The sequence below is a fragment of the Paenibacillus pinihumi DSM 23905 = JCM 16419 genome, assembly GCF_000422505.1.
Lineage (GTDB): Bacteria > Bacillota > Bacilli > Paenibacillales > Paenibacillaceae > Paenibacillus_D > Paenibacillus_D pinihumi.
Genome location: NZ_KE383867.1, coordinates 311,756 through 329,794, shown reverse-complemented (window position 1 = coordinate 329,794; position 18,039 = coordinate 311,756). Strand labels below are relative to the sequence as shown.

18 protein-coding genes are annotated in these 18,039 nt (G+C 50.5%); 7 read left to right on the top strand and 11 right to left on the bottom strand.

What is annotated here, in order from left to right; all coding sequences use genetic code 11:
• Positions 1-83 precede the first annotated feature (83 nt).
• Positions 84-953: an alpha/beta fold hydrolase gene (locus H583_RS34515; protein ID WP_051237112.1), complete on the top strand. Its 870-nt coding sequence runs from the start codon at positions 84-86 to the stop codon at positions 951-953.
• Positions 954-1,083: 130 nt separating this feature from the next.
• On the opposite strand, the gene H583_RS0127425 is transcribed toward H583_RS34515, so the two are convergent.
• Positions 1,084-1,383, bottom strand: coding sequence for a Dabb family protein (locus H583_RS0127425; protein WP_028563283.1), 300 nt, complete (start codon positions 1,381-1,383; stop codon positions 1,084-1,086).
• Positions 1,384-1,594: 211 nt separating this feature from the next.
• Here H583_RS0127425 and H583_RS0127420 point away from each other — a divergent pair, with 211 nt between their 5' ends.
• The gene (locus tag H583_RS0127420; protein WP_051237136.1) at positions 1,595-1,873 is read left to right on the top strand and encodes a hypothetical protein; all 279 of its coding nucleotides are present in this window, start codon (positions 1,595-1,597) and stop codon (positions 1,871-1,873) included.
• Positions 1,874-1,985: 112 nt separating this feature from the next.
• On the opposite strand, the gene H583_RS0127415 is transcribed toward H583_RS0127420, so the two are convergent.
• Both H583_RS0127415 and H583_RS0127405 read right to left on the bottom strand, forming a co-directional pair.
• Positions 1,986-2,957, bottom strand: a complete 972-nt coding sequence (locus H583_RS0127415) for an SDR family oxidoreductase (RefSeq protein ID WP_028563281.1) — start codon at positions 2,955-2,957, stop codon at positions 1,986-1,988.
• 411 nt (positions 2,958-3,368) lie between these two features.
• On the bottom strand, positions 3,369-3,902 hold the full coding sequence (locus H583_RS0127405) for a dihydrofolate reductase family protein (RefSeq protein ID WP_028563280.1): 534 nt from the start codon (positions 3,900-3,902) through the stop codon (positions 3,369-3,371).
• A 76-nt stretch (positions 3,903-3,978) separates the two neighbouring features.
• On the opposite strand from H583_RS0127405, the gene H583_RS0127400 reads away from it, so the two are divergent.
• Entirely contained in the window at positions 3,979-4,887 is a 909-nt protein-coding gene (locus tag H583_RS0127400; RefSeq protein WP_028563279.1) for a helix-turn-helix transcriptional regulator, read from the top strand.
• A gap of 106 nt (positions 4,888-4,993) precedes the next feature.
• Here H583_RS0127400 and H583_RS0127395 read toward each other — a convergent pair whose 3' ends face one another.
• Both H583_RS0127395 and H583_RS0127390 read right to left on the bottom strand, forming a co-directional pair.
• A complete protein-coding gene (locus H583_RS0127395) occupies positions 4,994-5,380 on the bottom strand; it encodes a hypothetical protein (RefSeq protein ID WP_028563278.1) in 387 nt (128 codons plus the stop codon).
• Positions 5,381-5,635: 255 nt separating this feature from the next.
• Positions 5,636-6,469, bottom strand: coding sequence for a helix-turn-helix transcriptional regulator (locus tag H583_RS0127390; RefSeq protein WP_051237110.1), 834 nt, complete (start codon positions 6,467-6,469; stop codon positions 5,636-5,638).
• 228 nt (positions 6,470-6,697) lie between these two features.
• Between H583_RS0127390 and H583_RS0127385 the strand changes: the two genes are divergently transcribed.
• From H583_RS0127385 to clpP, 3 genes are all read left to right on the top strand, one after another.
• Positions 6,698-8,722 carry a beta-galactosidase gene (locus H583_RS0127385; protein WP_028563276.1) on the top strand — a complete coding sequence of 675 codons (2,025 nt, stop codon included), beginning with the start codon at positions 6,698-6,700 and terminating at the stop codon, positions 8,720-8,722.
• Between the two features lie 271 nt (positions 8,723-8,993).
• Positions 8,994-9,743, top strand: coding sequence for an RNA polymerase sigma factor (locus H583_RS34510; RefSeq protein ID WP_051237108.1), 750 nt, complete (start codon positions 8,994-8,996; stop codon positions 9,741-9,743).
• Positions 9,744-9,812: 69 nt separating this feature from the next.
• The gene (clpP, locus tag H583_RS0127375; RefSeq protein WP_028563275.1) at positions 9,813-10,397 is read left to right on the top strand and encodes an ATP-dependent Clp endopeptidase proteolytic subunit ClpP; all 585 of its coding nucleotides are present in this window, start codon (positions 9,813-9,815) and stop codon (positions 10,395-10,397) included.
• Between the two features lie 79 nt (positions 10,398-10,476).
• Here the strand turns inward: clpP and H583_RS0127370 are convergent, their stop codons facing one another.
• The 4 genes from H583_RS0127370 to H583_RS0127355 form a co-directional block, all read right to left on the bottom strand.
• A complete protein-coding gene (locus tag H583_RS0127370; protein ID WP_081667625.1) occupies positions 10,477-11,349 on the bottom strand; it encodes a carbohydrate ABC transporter permease in 873 nt (290 codons plus the stop codon).
• A 111-nt stretch (positions 11,350-11,460) separates the two neighbouring features.
• Positions 11,461-12,390 carry a carbohydrate ABC transporter permease gene (locus tag H583_RS0127365; RefSeq protein WP_028563273.1) on the bottom strand — a complete coding sequence of 310 codons (930 nt, stop codon included), beginning with the start codon at positions 12,388-12,390 and terminating at the stop codon, positions 11,461-11,463.
• Between the two features lie 107 nt (positions 12,391-12,497).
• Positions 12,498-13,865: a sugar ABC transporter substrate-binding protein gene (locus H583_RS0127360; RefSeq protein WP_245586011.1), complete on the bottom strand. Its 1,368-nt coding sequence runs from the start codon at positions 13,863-13,865 to the stop codon at positions 12,498-12,500.
• A 44-nt stretch (positions 13,866-13,909) separates the two neighbouring features.
• Positions 13,910-14,863 carry an amidohydrolase family protein gene (locus H583_RS0127355; RefSeq protein ID WP_028563271.1) on the bottom strand — a complete coding sequence of 318 codons (954 nt, stop codon included), beginning with the start codon at positions 14,861-14,863 and terminating at the stop codon, positions 13,910-13,912.
• 320 nt (positions 14,864-15,183) lie between these two features.
• Between H583_RS0127355 and H583_RS34505 the strand changes: the two genes are divergently transcribed.
• The gene (locus H583_RS34505; RefSeq protein ID WP_051237106.1) at positions 15,184-15,567 is read left to right on the top strand and encodes a hypothetical protein; all 384 of its coding nucleotides are present in this window, start codon (positions 15,184-15,186) and stop codon (positions 15,565-15,567) included.
• Positions 15,568-15,589: 22 nt separating this feature from the next.
• On the opposite strand, the gene H583_RS0127345 is transcribed toward H583_RS34505, so the two are convergent.
• Both H583_RS0127345 and H583_RS0127340 read right to left on the bottom strand, forming a co-directional pair.
• Entirely contained in the window at positions 15,590-16,570 is a 981-nt protein-coding gene (locus H583_RS0127345; RefSeq protein WP_028563270.1) for an NAD(P)H-quinone oxidoreductase, read from the bottom strand.
• A 158-nt stretch (positions 16,571-16,728) separates the two neighbouring features.
• Complete coding sequence (locus H583_RS0127340) at positions 16,729-18,039, bottom strand: ATP-binding protein (RefSeq protein WP_051237132.1); 1,311 nt, start codon at positions 18,037-18,039, stop codon at positions 16,729-16,731.

The following is an 18,039-nucleotide window of genomic DNA, read 5'->3' as shown; positions in this document are numbered from 1 at the left end:
CTCTATATGAAACTGATTTAAAAACAGGCTGCGGGTTAAGGAATATAGGAGACGTACAACGCGGTTAAGAGAGGAGAATGTATATGGGACACTATATTAAGATGGAAGACAATGCGAAGCTTTACGTAGAGGATATTGGTTCCGGTACTCCCCTGATCTTCATGCACGGTTGGCCGTTGAACCACAAAATGTTTGAATACCAGTTTACGATGCTGTCAAGAAGAGGCTACAGATGTATTGGAATTGACCAGCGGGGATTCGGACGCTCTGACGCTCCCGCGTCGGGATACAGCTATGACCGCATGGCCGATGACCTGCGCACCGTCATTGATCATCTTGATCTTCAGGATGCAGTGCTGATCGGCTTTTCTGTTGGAGGAGCCATTTCGATCCGCTATATGGCCCGCCATCACGCACACCGGATTAGCAAGCTCGCTCTGATCGGCGCTGCCGCCCCGGTGTTTACCCAACGCCTTGACTATCCCTATGGCATGACCAATAAAGAAATGAACGACCAGATTCAAGCGGTTATTACGGACCGGCCGAAGATGCTTCGGGACTTCGGCAAACAGTTCCTGGCTCATAAAGCAAACCTGTTCAATGCCGTCAGCAATGACTTTACAGACTGGCTTCATCAACTGGGCCTTGAGGCTTCCGCATGGGGCACGGTCCGGGTTGCTGAATCCCTGAGGGATGAAGATTTGCGTACGGACCTTGAACACATTCGCTGCTCCGTCACCATTTTCCAGGGCTTGCAGGACAAGATATGCCCGCCGGATTTTGGGCAGCTTCTCGTGAAGGCAATTCCCAAATCCACCCTTGTCCAATTCGAAGACAGCGGACACGGCATTATGTTCGATGAGCCGCAAAAATTCAATGACGAACTGATCTCCTTCCTTGAGAAGTCACGGCCTGTACGGGATGCTGTTAAAGGACCGACGATTTTGATTTAATAAATGAACATAAAACCAATGCGAAGAAGCAGGACTTGTTCCTGCTTCTTCGCTTTACAAATACCATGATTACAAACCGTACACGCGAGGGCTGTCGCATTTCTTTTGAAACTCCGCCAACAACCAAGCTTTAAAGCTTATAATCAATCTCCAGAAACCGCTCCACTTCCTTCACCCATCGCTCCTGTACAAATTGCACATGAAGCGGGTGCGCATTATATGCTTCATACTCCGCCTGATCGGCAAACTCCATAGAAAAACCGAAAGCGTAATCATTTTTCGGGCTGACCTGGCGATACACCTGAAAGTTTTTGACGACGGGAATCTGCGTAAGTATCGCTCTCCCATCCTCCAGAAAACGGCGCTCTTCCTCTGATCCTGATGCATGATTCAAATTAAAGATGACGGAATGCTGAATCCACGCTGACATTCGGACACACTTCCTTTATGGTTATTAAACCGAGTATAACAGAGGTTCAGCGGAGAGGTGAATTTTTTTAATCCGATATCCAAATGCAGGAATAAAAAAGCTTGATGAAGGCAGAATAAGACCGCTTCAAAAAACTTCTAAAGGAGCTTACACCGTGAATCAGAATATCTCCAATCAAATTCAGCAATGCGAACAAATTCTTAACCAGTTGATGAACCAAACCCAGCAAGCCAGCCAAAATTATCAACAATTACTTCAACAAGAACAGCAAAATGCTGCGCAACTGGATGCGCTGGCTCAGCGTGAGCGCCAGGCTGTACAAGTCATTCAGAACGCGCTTCACGGACATCAATTGGCGATGCAGCAAATGCAGCAAGCTACTCAGATCTGCAAGCAGTTGGAGCAAATCCAGCAATCCCAGTCTCAATTGAGCTACGGCGCAATTAACCAGTCCAATCAAAGCTCCTACAGCCAACAAAGATATCAATAAGCTGTTACTAAATATAGGATGCACTGCAGCTTAAACTCGAATAGAGCTGTCCTCCATGCGAGAAGCATAGGACAGCTCTTTTCAATAGCGTGCGCATCCGTTGCAGAGTTGCCTATGAACTCATCGAAAGCCCACCGTCAACATGAAGCACCTGCCCGGTTACATAGCGGGAATCATCCGAGGCCAGATAGACAAAAGTGGGCGCAATCTCAAATGGCTGGCCTGGACGGGACATTGGCGAATCGGTGCCAAAGGTTGCATTCACATCCGCCGGGAAGCTGGCCGGAATCAGCGGCGTCCAGAATGGTCCTGGCGCAACTGCATTTACCCGGATGCCCTGGCCGACAATGCTTCTGGCAAGCGCTCTGGTGAAGCCGACATTGGCAGCTTTGGTAGCCGTGTAATCAATCAGCTTCTTTTCACCGTTATAAGCCACAACAGAGGATGTATTAATGATCGAGCTGCCAGCCTTCAAGTAAGGCAATGCTGCGCGGGTCGTATAGAAATGAGAATATATATTGACTTTAAAAGTATCATCAAACTGCTCATCCGTAATATCCAAGAGACTTTCCTGATGGAATTGAATCCCCACATGATTGCATAAAACATCAAGCCTGCCAAAGACATGCAGGGTCTGCTCCACAATTGCACAGCATTGCTTCTTGTCACGCAGATCCCCCGGCATCAGCAGACAGCGGCGGCCAAGCTGCTCTACCCTCAGTCGGGTACGCTCGGCATCTTCATGCTCATCCAGGTATGCGACCGCTACGTCCGCCCCTTCCTTGGCGAAAGCGATGGCTACCGCGGCTCCCATGCCGCTATCTCCGCCGGTAATAAGCGCTACCTTGCCCGTCAGCTTACCGCTGCCGCAATAGTTGGGATTCTCAATTATCGGGCAAGGGACCATAAGCCCTTCCACCCCCGGCTGGCGAAGCTGGCGCTGCTCCGGCGCAATAAGCGGCGTATCCATATAGCTGGTAATCATGCCGTAATTCGCATTCATCGGGTAAGGGGATGTTACTTTATGCTCGTCAAACATCTGCTGATACGCTCGAATTTGTTCAAGTCTCTCCTTGTCGTCCATGGTCAGCCTCCCGGGCATTGTTTTGATGTTACCATATGAAAGATAGGCATTAGCCGTGCTTGAACCACAGGGAAAATTTCTAATACCCGGTACTTGCTCCGAACCGGCAGGACGCGCGTAACATGGAAAAAAAGCAAAGGAGCTCTTGCATGATACCCTTTTACTTCAACCCTCAAGTTCACATTCTGCTCATTAATCAAACGAATGACCGTGTTCAAATGCGCTACGATAATAATCCCTTTACCTGGTCAATGCCGCTGATTGGCCCCCGTCCGCCATACTATACAAATCCCCGTTACGTTTTCAATTATCCGGTGATCTAACTACAGCAGTCAGGTATGATGATCTACCAGGAACGGTAAAAAAAACCGTAAAGCCGGAATTCGGCCTTACGGTTTTTTCGGGTGTAAATTACAATGATTTTTTCTCATAATCAATCATCACAATATGGCCCAGTTGGGCAACCTTCTTCATTGTAAAAGTGGCCGGAGTGACTCCTTGAGGGAACAGTGGAATGCCTTCGCCAAGCAGCTTGGGGATTATTGCAATTTGCATTTCGTCCATGAGTTCCTTCTCCAGAAATGCTTTGACAAGCTGACCGCCTCCGACCAGCCAAATCGCCCCCTCGGACGACTCCTTCAATCTGTGAACAAGAGTATCAATGGCTTCATCTGTAAACACAGCATTCGGATCAGCAGGCATTTCCGACCTCGTCAACACATATACCGGCTTGCCCTTATACGGAAATTCATCCGACAGCTTCAATACTTCCTCATACGTAGACCGCCCCATCACAAGTGTATCAATGGTACTGTAAAAGGCCTCGTAACCGTTATCCCCTCCATCGCCTTCTACATCGAACAGCCATTCCACTGAACCGTCCGGCTTTGCAATATACCCGTCCAGACTCATTGCAATATACAAAATGACTTTATTGTTTTTCATTTCAGTATCGCTCCCTTCTAAGATATAGGTTAAACTATATTTATGACATAATATGACGTAATTAAGGGAGCGTATCATGAACGAGCGCAGAATAGCGATGATGCAAATTATTGATTCACGCAAAAAGTTTACAGCCCGCGAGCTGGCTGAACGCTTTGGAGTATCCGTGCGGACGATTCAGCGCGATCTCGACTATTTGCAGCAAATCGGCTTTCCACTCTATACGGAGCAGGGACCTCACGGAGGCTACCGGGCGCTGCCCAACCGGATTTTGCCCCCGCTGCAGCTCAACCAGACTGAAGCATTGGGACTCTTCCTCAGCTTGCAAGTGCTGGAGAAGATCAGTGACTTTCCCTTTTCAGCGGTGAGGAGCCATTTATCAGCCCAATATTACGCCAGCCTGCCGCAGGATATTCAAGACACCATCGACCGGATGCACAACTATATCGCCTTTTACCAACAGCAACGGGTGGAGAAATACGCGCCCTATACGACCGAAATTTTGCAGGCTGCTATGGAGCAAAGAGCTTTGGCTTTTCAATATCAATCCAAATCCGGCAGCAGACAAGTATATGCTTTCCCCGTGGGACTCTATTATGAGAACGGGTTCTGGTATATGCCCGCGCTTCATAAAGAAAGGATCCTGCTTTACAGAGCAGACCGCATCCAAAACGCATCTATCACAGAAGAGATGATGCCCGGGCTGCCCTCTTTGAAGGAATGGCTGGCATCCGAAGAGCAGCGTGAAGGCGAAGAGGTGAAGCTTCAATTTACAGAGCAGGGGGCAAGAATCGCACAGGATGACCGTTTGTTTCAGGCTGTCAAAAACCAGGTTTGGCGCGGCCATGTGCCTTACGAGGAAATGTCCTTTCTGGCCCGCAAGCTTGTGCAGTACGGCCCGGAGGTTAAGGTTATTGCGCCCGCCTCACTTCAGGAGCAGGTTGTGGGACTGCTGAGACAAAGCCTTGAACAATATATATCGTAGACTTGCCTAATCTTTTTTGCCTTTTTTCTGAGCAGAATTATGATCAAGCTTGCAAACGAAGAGCGGCTGCCACCGAAATTATCACGGGGCAGCCAGGATTAAATCGTTATTTAATTGGCTTCGTCTTCTTCTCCTCTACTATGGAAACCAGAATCAACTGAACAACCTCATCGTCGCCTTCAATCGGTTCAATTGTATATTCAAACCTGGCTCGAGTATGTTCAGGCATGGCCTCGATGGCATCAAACAGCTCCGGGCCAAATTGGAATGCGGTGGCTCCCCTTCCGTCCCACTTGATCTCCACCGTATGTCCGTCGGCCAGTCCGACAACTGCGCCTTTTCCGCTATAAACTACATTTTGCTCGGAGACCGGATTAGCCGGAACAGCAGCCTTGGCCCCTCCTCCATGACCATCCAATGCGACCATTACGATGAGCGGAAGGGTAACGAGCCATTTCAGCAATGTTTTATAATAATTTGACAGTTTCATCATCAAGCACCTCTCTCTTATCTTCCGTATTCACTCCCCGGGATATTCACTATTACCCAATTTCCGTCCGGGTTATGACGAAAGAACAGAAAAAGTCAGCCTTCCCCGAAATAGAGGCACGATTCCTCACCTTCTGGATGTCATCCATTCGAAAGATGACGAAAGGCCAGGCATCATAAGAAACGCCGTTTGGATGGCATGAAGTCTGTAATGAGACGTCATGTCGCCCACACGGCGTTGATAAGCTAACTGTTATATTTAATGAAGCTTGCGGAATTGCTCAGGCGTCATGCCTGTACTGCGGCGGAAGGTTGCGACAAAATGACTTACATCCCGAAAGCCGACGTCTTCGGCAATCCGGGTCACCGTATATTCTTCCTTGCCAGCCAGCAGTTCCTTTGCCTTTCGGAGCCGCACATTAATGAAGTAAACATAGGGCGACATCCCGAAAGTCTGGTTAAACAAGGTGCTTAAATAGCGGCTGGAAATGCCCAGCACGTCGGCCAGATCATCAAGCCCAATATCCGGATTGTGATAATGGACTTCCATCCACCGCACAAGCGGCTGAATTTTATCAATATTGCGCGAGACGGAAAAGTTCTGGTGAAGCCGTCCGAATTTGCTGAGTGTGCCGAGAAAACGGTAAGCATCTACGGATGCCTCCAGGCCGAACATATCCTCGACCGATTCCAGCCGCTCCAGCATCTGCAGCAGCAGGCTGTCACAGGGTGAATCCTTTTCCCAGCGCAAATAACTCGCTTCGTTCATACCCAGGGAGGCCAGCAGACTGAACACCGCGGCTCCATCGAAAGTCAGGTACATCGTCCGCCACTGCGGGGATACTGCTTCATAGTGATGAGACATCCCCGGGGGCAGCAGCAAGCCACTGTTCTGAGACAGCAGCCAGGTAGTCCCGCCGACAGTCAGTGCGCCTTCCCCCTCCTCCGTTTGCAGCCAATGATATAGCGGGTAGCCATCGGGACGGGTGATGGGCTCTTGGTCGAAATTGATGCCGATACTCTCCACAAAGAGCGGCAGCGACTGTTCAGCGGAAGCGGAAAAGATTATGCGGCGGTGATTGGGCAGATTCATCATTGTCCTCCTGAAAAAGCATCTATCATACAGGAATGGCCCGAAAACTGTTGCTTTGATTCGGAACGAGCCTTGATGAATGATATTTATTGGATGTATTTCATAATTTATGTGTTCCGTATTATTATACGTCATCTCGTTAATCTTATATTTATAGCGGCGAGTCAAACACATACAATAAGACTATATAATTATACTTTAAATTTAACACAAAAGGATGTGCTGATGTTGATTAACGATAAATTGCCGAAAATCTGGTATGGCGGCGACTACAATCCGGAGCAATGGGGCGAAGAAGACTGGAATGAAGATGTCCGGATGTTCAAGCTTGCAGGCATCGACGTTGTAACATTGAATGTATTCTCCTGGGCGCAAAACCAGCCGAGCGAAGATACGTATGACTTCTCTTTCCTCGATGCAATGATGGACCGCATGCACGAAAACGGAATCTATGTCTGTCTGGCAACCAGCACTGGCGCACATCCGGCTTGGATGGCCCATCGTTATCCGGACGTCCTGCGTGTCGACATTCAGGGTCGCAAACGCAAATTCGGCAAACGCCACAATTCCTGCCCGAACAGCCCGACCTACCGCAAATATGCGACTGCAATGGCGGACAAGCTGGGCGAGCGCTATAAAGACCATCCGGCACTCGTAATCTGGCACGTCAACAATGAATTCAGCGACTACTGTTACTGTGACAACTGTACTGCACAATTCCGTGTATGGCTGAAAGAGCGCTATGGCACCCTTGATGCGTTGAACAGCGCATGGTACACCAAATTCTGGGGGCATACCTTCTATGATTGGGAAGAAATCGTCCTTCCAAGCGAGCTGAGCGAAGAATGGGGCCTGGACAACACGAACTTCCAGGGCATCTCCCTTGATTTCCGCCGCTTCCAGTCCGACAGCCTGCTCGACAACTATAAAATGGAGCATGAAGCGCTGAAGCGCCATACTCCTAATGTTCCAATTACAACAAACCTGATGGGTCTGTATCCGGATTTGGACTACTTCAAATGGGCAAAAGAACTGGATGTAGTCTCTTGGGACAACTACCCCGCACTCGATACACCAATCAGCTTGACTGCAATGTCGCATGACCTGATGCGCGGTGTTAAGGGCGGCAAACCGTTTATGATCATGGAGCAAACACCAAGCCAGCAAAACTGGCAGCCGTACAACTCCCTGAAACGTCCTGGCGTTATGCGTCTGTGGAGCTACCAGGGTGTGGCTCGCGGTGCTGACACGATCCTGTTCTTCCAGCTTCGCCGCTCGATTGGCGCTTGTGAAAAATACCATGGCGCTGTCATTGAGCATGTTGGTCACGAGCACACCCGTGTATTCAGAGAGTCTGCAGAGCTTGGAGCCGAGCTGCACAAGCTGTCCGATTCGCTGCTGGATGCCCGTGTACCAGCAAAAGTCGGTATCGTATTCGACTGGGAAAACCGTTGGGCGGTTAACCTGTCTAGCGGGCCGTCCGTTGCGCTTGATTATGTAGCTGAAGTGCATAAATATTATAAAGCATTGTTCGATCAAAACATTCAAGCCGATATGGTCGGTGTCGAAGATGATCTGAGCAAATATGATATCGTCATCGCACCGGTATTGTACATGGTGAAGGAAGGCTATGCCAAGAAGCTGGAGCAATTCGTAGAGCAAGGCGGCACGTTCCTTACAACCTTCTTCAGCGGCCTGGTTAACGAGAATGATATCGTAACAACTGGAGGCTATCCTGGAGAGCTGCGCAAGCTGCTGGGTATCTGGGCTGAGGAAATCGATGCACTGCTGCCTGAGCAGTCCAATCAGATTGTATTCAATAAAGAGTGGGGCAAACTGAGCGGCAGCTACGAGTGCGGCATTCTGTGCGATCTGATTCATTCCGAAGGCGCTGAGGTGCTTGCCGAGTACGGAACAGATTTCTATGCCGGCATGCCGGTTGCTACGGTGAACAAGTTCGGTAAAGGTAAAGCATACTACATTGCTTCCAGCCCGGATGATGCTTTCTTGAAAGGCCTTGTTGCCAACCTGTGCGCTGATCACGGCATCAAGCCGATCATCGAAGCTCCTGCGGGTGTAGAGGCTTCTGTACGTACAAAGAATGGCGAAGATCTGCTGTTCCTCCTGAACCACAATGCCGAAGCGGTCAAAGTCAATCCGGGTGAGGGCACGTTCCTGAACATGCTGACTGGCGAGACACTGCAAGGCGAGCTGGAGCTTCCAGGCAGAGACGTACTGATCCTCAAAAAATAAGCTTGATGAGCTTAATGAATAAATCCTTTCAATCCTCCGGGCCGTTGGTCCGGGGGATTTTTTGATGAATAGACGCTTTATGTCCGTTCTAGGGCAGGCTGCAAGATGAAGGAATCTTTAATCCTTGCCGTATCCTTTTGCTCCACCTATTCGTTTATACTATAGGGAGACAACAAACAACGGATGCCGCCGCTCTCGCTGGGACTGGCGCATATCGTAAGTACAGAAAGGATATGAAACTATCCGATTAAGGCTAACGGAGGTGCCGGTAATGAAAGCATTGCCCAATATAAGCACGCGTAGCACAGCTGATTCGCTATTAGGCGACAAGCTTGCCCAGCTTCACGCTGACCTGCTGCACTATTGCACGGGGCTGACAGGTTCAAGGCATGCTGCAGAGGATCTGGTTCAGGATACTTTTCTGAAGGCCCTTCACCTGCTTCAGCAGAAGATGCCGCATCCGAATCCTGGCGCGTATCTGAAACGGATTGCCCGGAACCAATGGATCGATCTGGTCAGGCGCAGCGCCCGCTATGAGGATCTTCTAAAGCTGGCTGCGGCTCACCAAGAGGAGACCGGCGCTCCTTGGAAAGCAATGGAGCAATCACAGGAGTTGGAAAACGCACTCAAGCTGATGATATCCTGCCTCTCACCTCTCCAGAGAACCGTGTTCCTGCTGCGGGAGGCATTATCCCTCACAGGACCGGAGACCGCGGCTCTGTTGAATACAACAGAAGGTGCTGTAAAGGCTGCTCTCAGCCGCGCCCGCTCTGCATTGTCCCGTGTGCCGGATGGTGACAGGATAGACGATGAAGCAGAAACCTCAACTCCGATTGAGACTGCTGACTTCTCTCTGCTGCAGGCATATTCGGCCGCGCTTCAGCTCGAGAATACCGGACTGCTTGTGCAATTAATGAACAATGACCGGCTTGATCCGGCTGCATCTGTTGTTGTACTGCGTAATCACGCCTCCCGGGAACGCAAAGCTGCATCCGCCCCGCAAGCCTGCTTGGCTGCCTGACCGCAAACAGATACCGCAACCGTTGCCGGGGACAGGACATAATCATTTTTTTGAAGGAGGCGTATAACTATGAACCTGATTCCTTATGTCGTAGAACAAAGCAGAAACGGTGAACGGAGCTATGATATTTACTCCCGTCTGTTGAAGGACCGTATTATTATGGTAAGCGGCGAGGTTAATGATGATATGGCGAATGCGGTAGTAGCCCAACTGCTGTTTTTGGCAGCCGATGATCCGGATAAGGACGTTCAAATGTATATCAACAGTCCTGGCGGATCGGTGACAGCCGGGTTTGCCATCTACGATACGATGCAATATATGAAGCCGGATGTTTCAACGATCTGTGTAGGAATGGCAGCCAGCTTCGGGGCCATGCTGCTGGCAGGCGGTACGAAAGGCAAGCGCTTCGCGCTGGAGAGCAGCGAAGTGATGATTCATCAGCCGCTGGGCGGCGCACGGGGGCAGGCATCAGATATTATGATCCATGCCGACTGGATCTTGAAGACGCGGGAGAAGATCAACCGGATTCTCGTGGAGCGGACCGGGCAGCCTCTGGAGCGGATCGAGCGGGACTCAGACCGGGATTTCTTCATGGATGCTGAAGCAGCCACAGAGTATGGGATTATTGACGGGATTATCCGAGGCAGCAAGTAACCGTCGACCCGGCACACTACGGTAAAAAAGCAACAAGCGGTGAGAAGCAGCCTTTGGCTGAACATCCTCACCGCTTGTTTTATTTCATCCCCGTTGTGGCGATCCCGCGGACAATTTGCTTCTGGAAGAACAGAAAGACGATGATGAGCGGCAGCACCGATACAGCAGCTCCCGTCATAATTTGCACCCAGTTGCTGCTGTCCTTGGCTTCACTGGAGAAGAAGGCCATTCCGACAGGAATGGTGAACATCTCCTCTGTCTGTGTCACAATGAGCGGCCAGATGAAGGCGTTCCAGCTCCCCAGGAAGGACAAAATGCATAAGGTCGCTACAGCCGAACGGACAAGCGGTACCACAATACGTACCAGAATACCCCACTCGCCCATTCCGTCAATCCGTGCCGCATCAAGAAGGTCCGAGGGCACCGACTCCATGAACTGCTTCATCAGGAAGATGCCGAAGGCTGAAATGATACCCGGAAACATTACGCCCCAGTACGTATCCACCCAGCCAAGATTGGCCGCATACAAGAACCAGGGAATAATCAGCATTTCTGTCGGTACCATCAATGTGCTTAGAATAAGCAGATAAATAATTTTCTTGCCATGGAAATTGAACTTCGCTAACACATAGCCGATAACCGTATCGAAAAAGCAGACGCTAATCGTCGTCAGCACAGCTACAATAAAACTGTTCACAATCCATTTGCCAAAGGCTGTGCCGCTAAAGAGGGCCGAATAATTATCCCATGCCGGAGCCGAAGGAATAAGACTAAGCGAGTAAATTTCCTGAGGTGACTTGAGTGATGTCGCGATCATCCACAAAAACGGGAACACCATGAAGACGAGACCCAATGCGAGAAGGATGTAACTGATCAAAGTGATTGCATAACGATCTCCCGGAACGCCCGTTTTCCCCTTAAATGAAAGCCCCGGCTGCACTGGCTTGCTCATCTGCTCCCTCCTTCCCAATTTCATCTTGCCTGTTTCCGGCAGCCTCCAACTTCTGCTTCCAGGGCAGTTCTGCCGACCCGTCGCTGACATCAATTAGCCAGCCACATACTGCTAATGCTCCACTTTACGGTTCAGCACCTTTAGCTGCAATATCGTCAGTGTCAAAATGAGCAAAAACAGTACGACCGTCGCAGCCGATGCCTGCCCCATCTCGAAGCTCTTGAAGGCACGGTTGTAAATATACAGCACAATTGAGTTCGTCGAGTTGAGCGGGCCTCCGCCTGTCATATTGAGCACTTGAGTAAAAGTCTGCAAAAAGCCAATACTGGCAATAACAACGGAGAACAGCAGCACCGGATTGAGCAGCGGCAAGGTGATATGAATAAATTTGCGCCAGCGGCCCGCCCCATCAATAGAGGCGGCATCATAATAGAGGCGCGGAATATTTTCGAGCCCTGCCAGAAATACCAACATCTGAAATCCGATATTTTGCCAGATTACCGCAATAATGATCCAATAGACAGCCTGCGAAGGTGAATAGAGAAAGGGCTGTGCCGAAAAGCCTAGCTCCAAAAGCAGCCCGTTGGCTACCCCGTTTTTCATCAGAATCCAGCGGAACACCCAGCTCACAGCCACTACACTGGTAATATACGGGATAAAGTAGATGGTGCGGAAAAAGCTGCGGAAACGGACGATGCGCTGAAGCAGCAGCGCAACGGCCAGCCCCGCTGCAAGCTGTCCGGGGACGCCGGCGACGACATAGATCAACGTGTTCCAGATCGTCTGGACAAACACCTCATCCTGAAATATGGCCGCATAGTTGGACAGCCCGACAAACGGCTTGGTCTGCGATAACAGATCCCACTGGCGGAAGCTGACATGGAAGGAATACAAGATCGGCAGCACCCGCACGATAACAAAAAAGAGCAGCGGTATGAGCAGACAGCTATAGATAAACAGATAGCGCTTCGTCTTGAGTCCCGGACGCCAGACAGGCAGCGCTAATTTGCGGCTTGACGAGGCGGCTTCGGCCTGTTCCAATGTATTCCCTCCTTTCTAACCCCGAATTGTTCTGATTCCTCAATAGAAATAGCGTACCTGTTGAGAGCCGCACTTTATTTCTGATGGCTCCTGCCGCCACTCTTCAACTAGCTTCCCTGCTTGCTCCAGTAATCGTCATACAGCTTCTGTGTTTTAGCGACCAGATCAGCGAAAGCCTTCTCAATCGGCACGTTTGTAAGCAGCACCTGGTCGACGGCTTCAATGAACAGCGTTCTTTCCTGTGTCTCATCAATGAAGAAGTGAGCACGGCCATCCGGCAATTGTTTGATAAAGGCGCCGAGGAATTCATCCTGAATATATTTGTCCTGCAGTGCAACTTCCTTCTGGGCCGGGAGCTCGCCGATTTTGTCCACCCACTGCTCCTGGACATCCTTGCTCGTTAAAAATTTCAGAAATTCCGTCGCAGCTGCCAGTTTTTCATCCTTAACGGTAGATGGTATTGCATTGGCCCAGAATGAAGCCTGGGTAGACTTGTTTTTGTAAGCCGGAAGCGGCGCAATCGCATAATTCAAATCCGGCGCATCCTTGCGCAGCGAGCCAAGACGGTAAGATCCGTCGACATTAATGGCTGCATGACCCGTTTTGAACGCGTTGGCGTCATCCGTATAGAAACCGTTAATCCCGACTTTATGCTCCTTGGCAAAATCGATCAAATATTTGAATGCTTCAAGTCCGGCAGGAGATTCATTCCATAAAATCCGTTTCCGGTCCTCACTCGTATCCTGGCCTCCTGCCTGGTAGAGCAGGCCGTCACGGAACCAATGGTGCAGTTGGGAACCAGGCTCCCAGGCGAAGCCTTCAATAACAAACTGCCCTTTGCTGTCCGTCTCCGTCAGCTCCTTGGCATATTCGACAAGCTCCTCCCATGTTGCCGGCGGCTTCGCCGGGTCAAGTCCGGCTTTGGTAAACAAGTCCTTATTGTAATAGAGGCCGAGCGTGCGCACGCCTGTTGGCAGCGCATAGTATTTTCCGCCAAGCCTGGCTGTCTCAACGAATGGAAAGAAATGCTCCTCGATATCAGCAGCCGGGAACTCGCTTTCCGGGAGTGGCTGCAAATAGCCGGAGGACACATATTTCGGCAGCCAGCCATAATAAAGATTGATGACATCCGGACCTTTGCCAGCCGGAATGAGCGTCGCCACCTTCTGGTTGTACTGGTCATAAGGGAAGTTCGTCTGCTTGACCTTGATATGCGGATGCTCCTGCTCAAATTGCTTGATCAGCTCATTGATCAGCTCCACCTTCGCCGGGAATTCATACTGCCAATATTCAATCGCAACCTCCTTCGGCTGCTCTGTCGAGGCGGAAGTGTTGCTTTTCCCTTCAGCCGATGAATTGACCGGTCCGCTGCTGTCTGATTTATTCCCGCCGCCGTTTGCCCCGCCGCAGCCCGCAAGCATTACAGCCCCCAGCAGCAAAGTTGTCATTAAGGTATACAATGATCTCCTTCTCACCCGAACCCTCTCCTTTGTCTCTATCCGTTTTTTTATCTGTACAATTAACCGCCCGTCTCGGATATTTGTGTGTTCGTGCTGTGCAAGGTGTGCAATCCGAGCAGCCGGCGGGCATTGTTGCCAAAGATATTTTCAATATCGCCTTCCCCAAAACGCAAATCGCGGCAGACACGGACCTGATCCTGCAAGTACCTGTAAGGATAACCCCGCGGAAATCCGAGAGAGTCTGTGCCGAATACGATTCGCTCCGGCCCGATCAGCTCATACGTTTTGCGGAAAAGCGTCTCCAGCGTCAGCTCGTAAGGCATCCATCTGACCCACTGGTTAGAGCCGGAAGTATCCACGTAGACGTTCGGACAGCTCCAGCACAGATGAAGCAGCTCCTGAAAGTAACCCGCGCCAAAATGGGGAATGATGAACGGGATATCCGGGTATTCTCTTGCGGTGTTGAAGATCGCCAACGGACTAATATTCGGATGATGAACAATTCCGCCTGCATGGCCGAGAAGCCCGAAATGAATGAGCACAGGAAGCTTGCGCTCGGCAAGTACTGTCCATACCGGATCCAGTGACGGATCGTCAAACGGGATGCCTGTCAGCGGACCAAACAGCTTGTAGCCTTTGAGCCCCAATACATCTGCTGCCCGCTTCAACTCCTCCGCAGCACCCTCATCCTCAATCGAATGGTACGCAAATCCGGTAAAACGGCCGGGATGACGGGATATCTGATCCGCCATATTGTCGTTGTCCAGTGCCGTCAAAAAATTCAATCCGGCAATATTGTATTTGTCCAGCTCCTGCACCCAGCGGTCAATGAGCGGGAGCGTCTCATTGTGCTGATTTTCTATGGCAAGCTCCTGAAAATCCCACGTCAGCCGCATCCGCTCGCTTCGCTCGGCCCCATAGCGGCTAACCAGTTCATGCCTTTTTCCCCCAAGCACAAGCCGGTAAGGCAGATGTCCATGAATGTCAAATACGCGAAAAGGACTGCGAAACATAAGCCTTCTCTCCTCTCGTGTCCGTTCCTGACCGCAGAAACTCTAAATTAATGGCTTTCTCTTCAGCTCTCCGGTGCCTTGCCTGCTAACGAAAAAAAGACTTCTCACATCAATAGTGGAAGTCTCCGGTTATCCGGTAGATTAGTATATTATTCCAAGCGGAATTGTATGATTAAGATACTAACACCGATTATTTAAATGTTCAACCTTTTTTTGAAGAATAGTAAAATCAAATGATGCTGCTTGATGCGAGCAACATAAATTTGCATCAAAACGTCGTATTTATAAAACTCCCAAAAAAATTCAAGGGGGAGGGTGGCATGAAAAAGACAAGCCTGCTTTTATTTTTTTGCTTAACCTTTGTATTTTCGGGCTGCTCAGACTCCGCCCAAGAACAACTTCAAAGCTGGGCATTTGATGTGGTTACCTGGGATCACGGTGTTTATCGGATGACAAACGAGGCTGTTAATGATATTGGCAAGCAAATCGGAGTCATTAAAGTGCAATCCACAAAAGAAAGAAGCGGCTTGCCGAATCTGTTCTCCAACAGGTACAAGAAAGGCACCCGGTTGTATCAGATTCACAATGTCGACCCGGCAGATGGCATAGCTGTTCAAGAAAACGGAACTTACTATAAAGCGGAAAGAGTGGGAGGCATGAAAACAGCAGCCAATGGGGCTGCTGTTTTCATGCTGAATATTTAACTCCTGCTATTTCTATATACTTTTAAGAGCTTACACGCAACACAATTTTTCCGATATTCTGATTCTGTTCCATATGAGCATGAGCCTGCTCCACGTCCTGCCAGTCCCATACAGAGTCAATAACAGGATCCAGCCTGCCGTCCTCCAGACGGGGAAGGGCGAATTCGGCAAAGCGCCGGGTCAGATCCAACTTGTCTGCCAGTGAGCGGGAACGCAATGCCGTTCCGATTACTTGAAGCCTTCTGCTTAGGAGCACACCAAGATTCACTTCCGGCACCTTCGCGCCGCCCAGCATGCCGATGAGCAGCAGTCGCCCGTCAACAGCCAGAGAAGCAAGGTTCTGCTCCCAGTAGGACGCTCCGATAAAGTCCATAATAATGTCCGCGCCTTTTCCCCCGGTCTGCTCTTTAACAATGGGAGCGAACGGCCCGGCTTTATAATCAATGGCATGGGCGGCACCCAGTTCAAGGCAGGCCTTCCGCTTCGCTTCGGTCCCAGCTGTCACAATGCTGGCTGCACCTGCTTCGCGAACCAGCTGTACAGCTGCAGTACCGACACCGCTCGCTCCAGCATGTATGAGTACGGTGTCTCCCTGTTTCAGTCCGCCGAGCATGAACAGGTTCAAGTATGCCGTCAGAAATACTTCCGGCACACCGGCAGCCTGCTCGAAGGTGAAGGACGATGGAATGCGCATCGCCATGCCTGCCGGAATAACAACACGCTCGGCATAGCCCCCTCCCGGCAGCAGGGCGCAGACACGATCCCCCTTGGACCAGCCGCTTACCCCTGGCCCAATCTCTTCGATTATACCGGACATTTCCAGCCCCAATATATCAGAGGCTCCCGGAGGCGGCGGGTATAGCCCGCGCTTTTGCAGCAGATCTGCACGATTGAGTGCAGTCGCCTTAACCGTTACCAGCAGTTCCCCTGATCCCGGACTGGGTTCCGCGGTCTCTCCGATAACAAGACGCTTTGACACCTCATCAACTAATACAGCTTTCATACTGGTCCCGATCTCCTCTCTGAATAGCTGAATTTTCCATCATGCATACCAAATTCCGCCCTATGGAATTTAAGATGCAATTTCATAGCTAATCCCCAAGATACGCTTCAGCAGGCATGTCTGTATAAACACCAGTTTAGCTTACACTCCCTTTATTCTCAATAAAATCCAAGACGGCCCTCGGGTTTCATCCATTTTCCCTTGCGCCCTTTATCCAGCTCTTCCTTCATGCTCCGCACCAATTTGTCAACGTGGACAGGCTGCCCCTCATGCCACTCCAGCGCCGCGCTGACATACAGTTCGCTAAGCTGCGCCAGCGAGAAATCCTTGGTCAGCTGTGCTGCTTCGCTGACCCCTTCTGAGCCTGCAAAAGTATCAAAGCCGCGCAGCTTTAAGTATTGTACGCGCAGCTCCTCATCCGGCAGTCCGATCTCATAGGAGCGGTCAAAGCGGCCGGCTCGGTTCATCAAGCCCGGGTCAATCTTGTCCGGATAGTTGGTCGTCCCGATGAGGAAGATTCCTTCCTTCGAAGTTGCTCCATCCAGTGTATTCAGGAAGAAGGAGCGGACCTCCTGAGGCATCGAGTCGATATCCTCGATAACGAGCACCATCGGCGCCAGACGCACAGCGGCGTTGAAAACTTCCTCCACCGACTCGCTGCACGTATGCTCGGTAATCTGCCAGTAAGCCACTGGCCCTGGAACACTGCCGGCAATCGACTTGACAAGCGTCGTCTTTCCGTTGCCCGGCTGTCCATAGAGCAGAATTCCACGCTTGTATGGAATGTTATAGGTACGGTAGAATGTGCGGTCTGCAGCGAAGAACTGGTCGAGGGAGCGGAAAATCTCCTGCTTCAGTTCCGGCTTCAAAATGACTTCATCCCGTCCAATTGTCCTTGTAATCGGCTCCAGCTCACTATTGATGCCGTGACGTGTATCGGTAAAAACCGTTACCTGCCGCATGTTTTGCTCCCGCTGTCTGGCTCTGACACTGCCCAGAAAGGCGCGTAATTTATCGTCGTCAACCGCAAATACATAGTCATCGCTGCCGATGCCATGCTCGCGGAAGACCGGAACACGGGCGAGTGCAACGCCCCAGGCCGGATAAGCGAATACATTGTTATGCACCGAGCGGTGAACACTGTATTCCGGCTCTGTGCGATTATCTTCATAGGCAAAGGTCTTCTCCTCCAGCCTGTCGAAAATTTTGGCCACATGCTCAACTCCGCTGTCCGGCCGGCGAACATCCTCTTCAAGCAGCTTCCAGTATTCCATATTCGGGTCACCGCTGGAATACAGCTCATAACGGATGCCGTACCGAGCCATCAGTGCCTCTGCAATACCGTCGATTACCTGGGCATAGATTTCATATCTGTCAATCCGCTGATTCGCCGCTTCCGTATAGCTATAGATTGCAGGAGCAGCACTGGTCTGCTCCTTGGATTCACCGTGTTCTTTCCAATCCTCTAT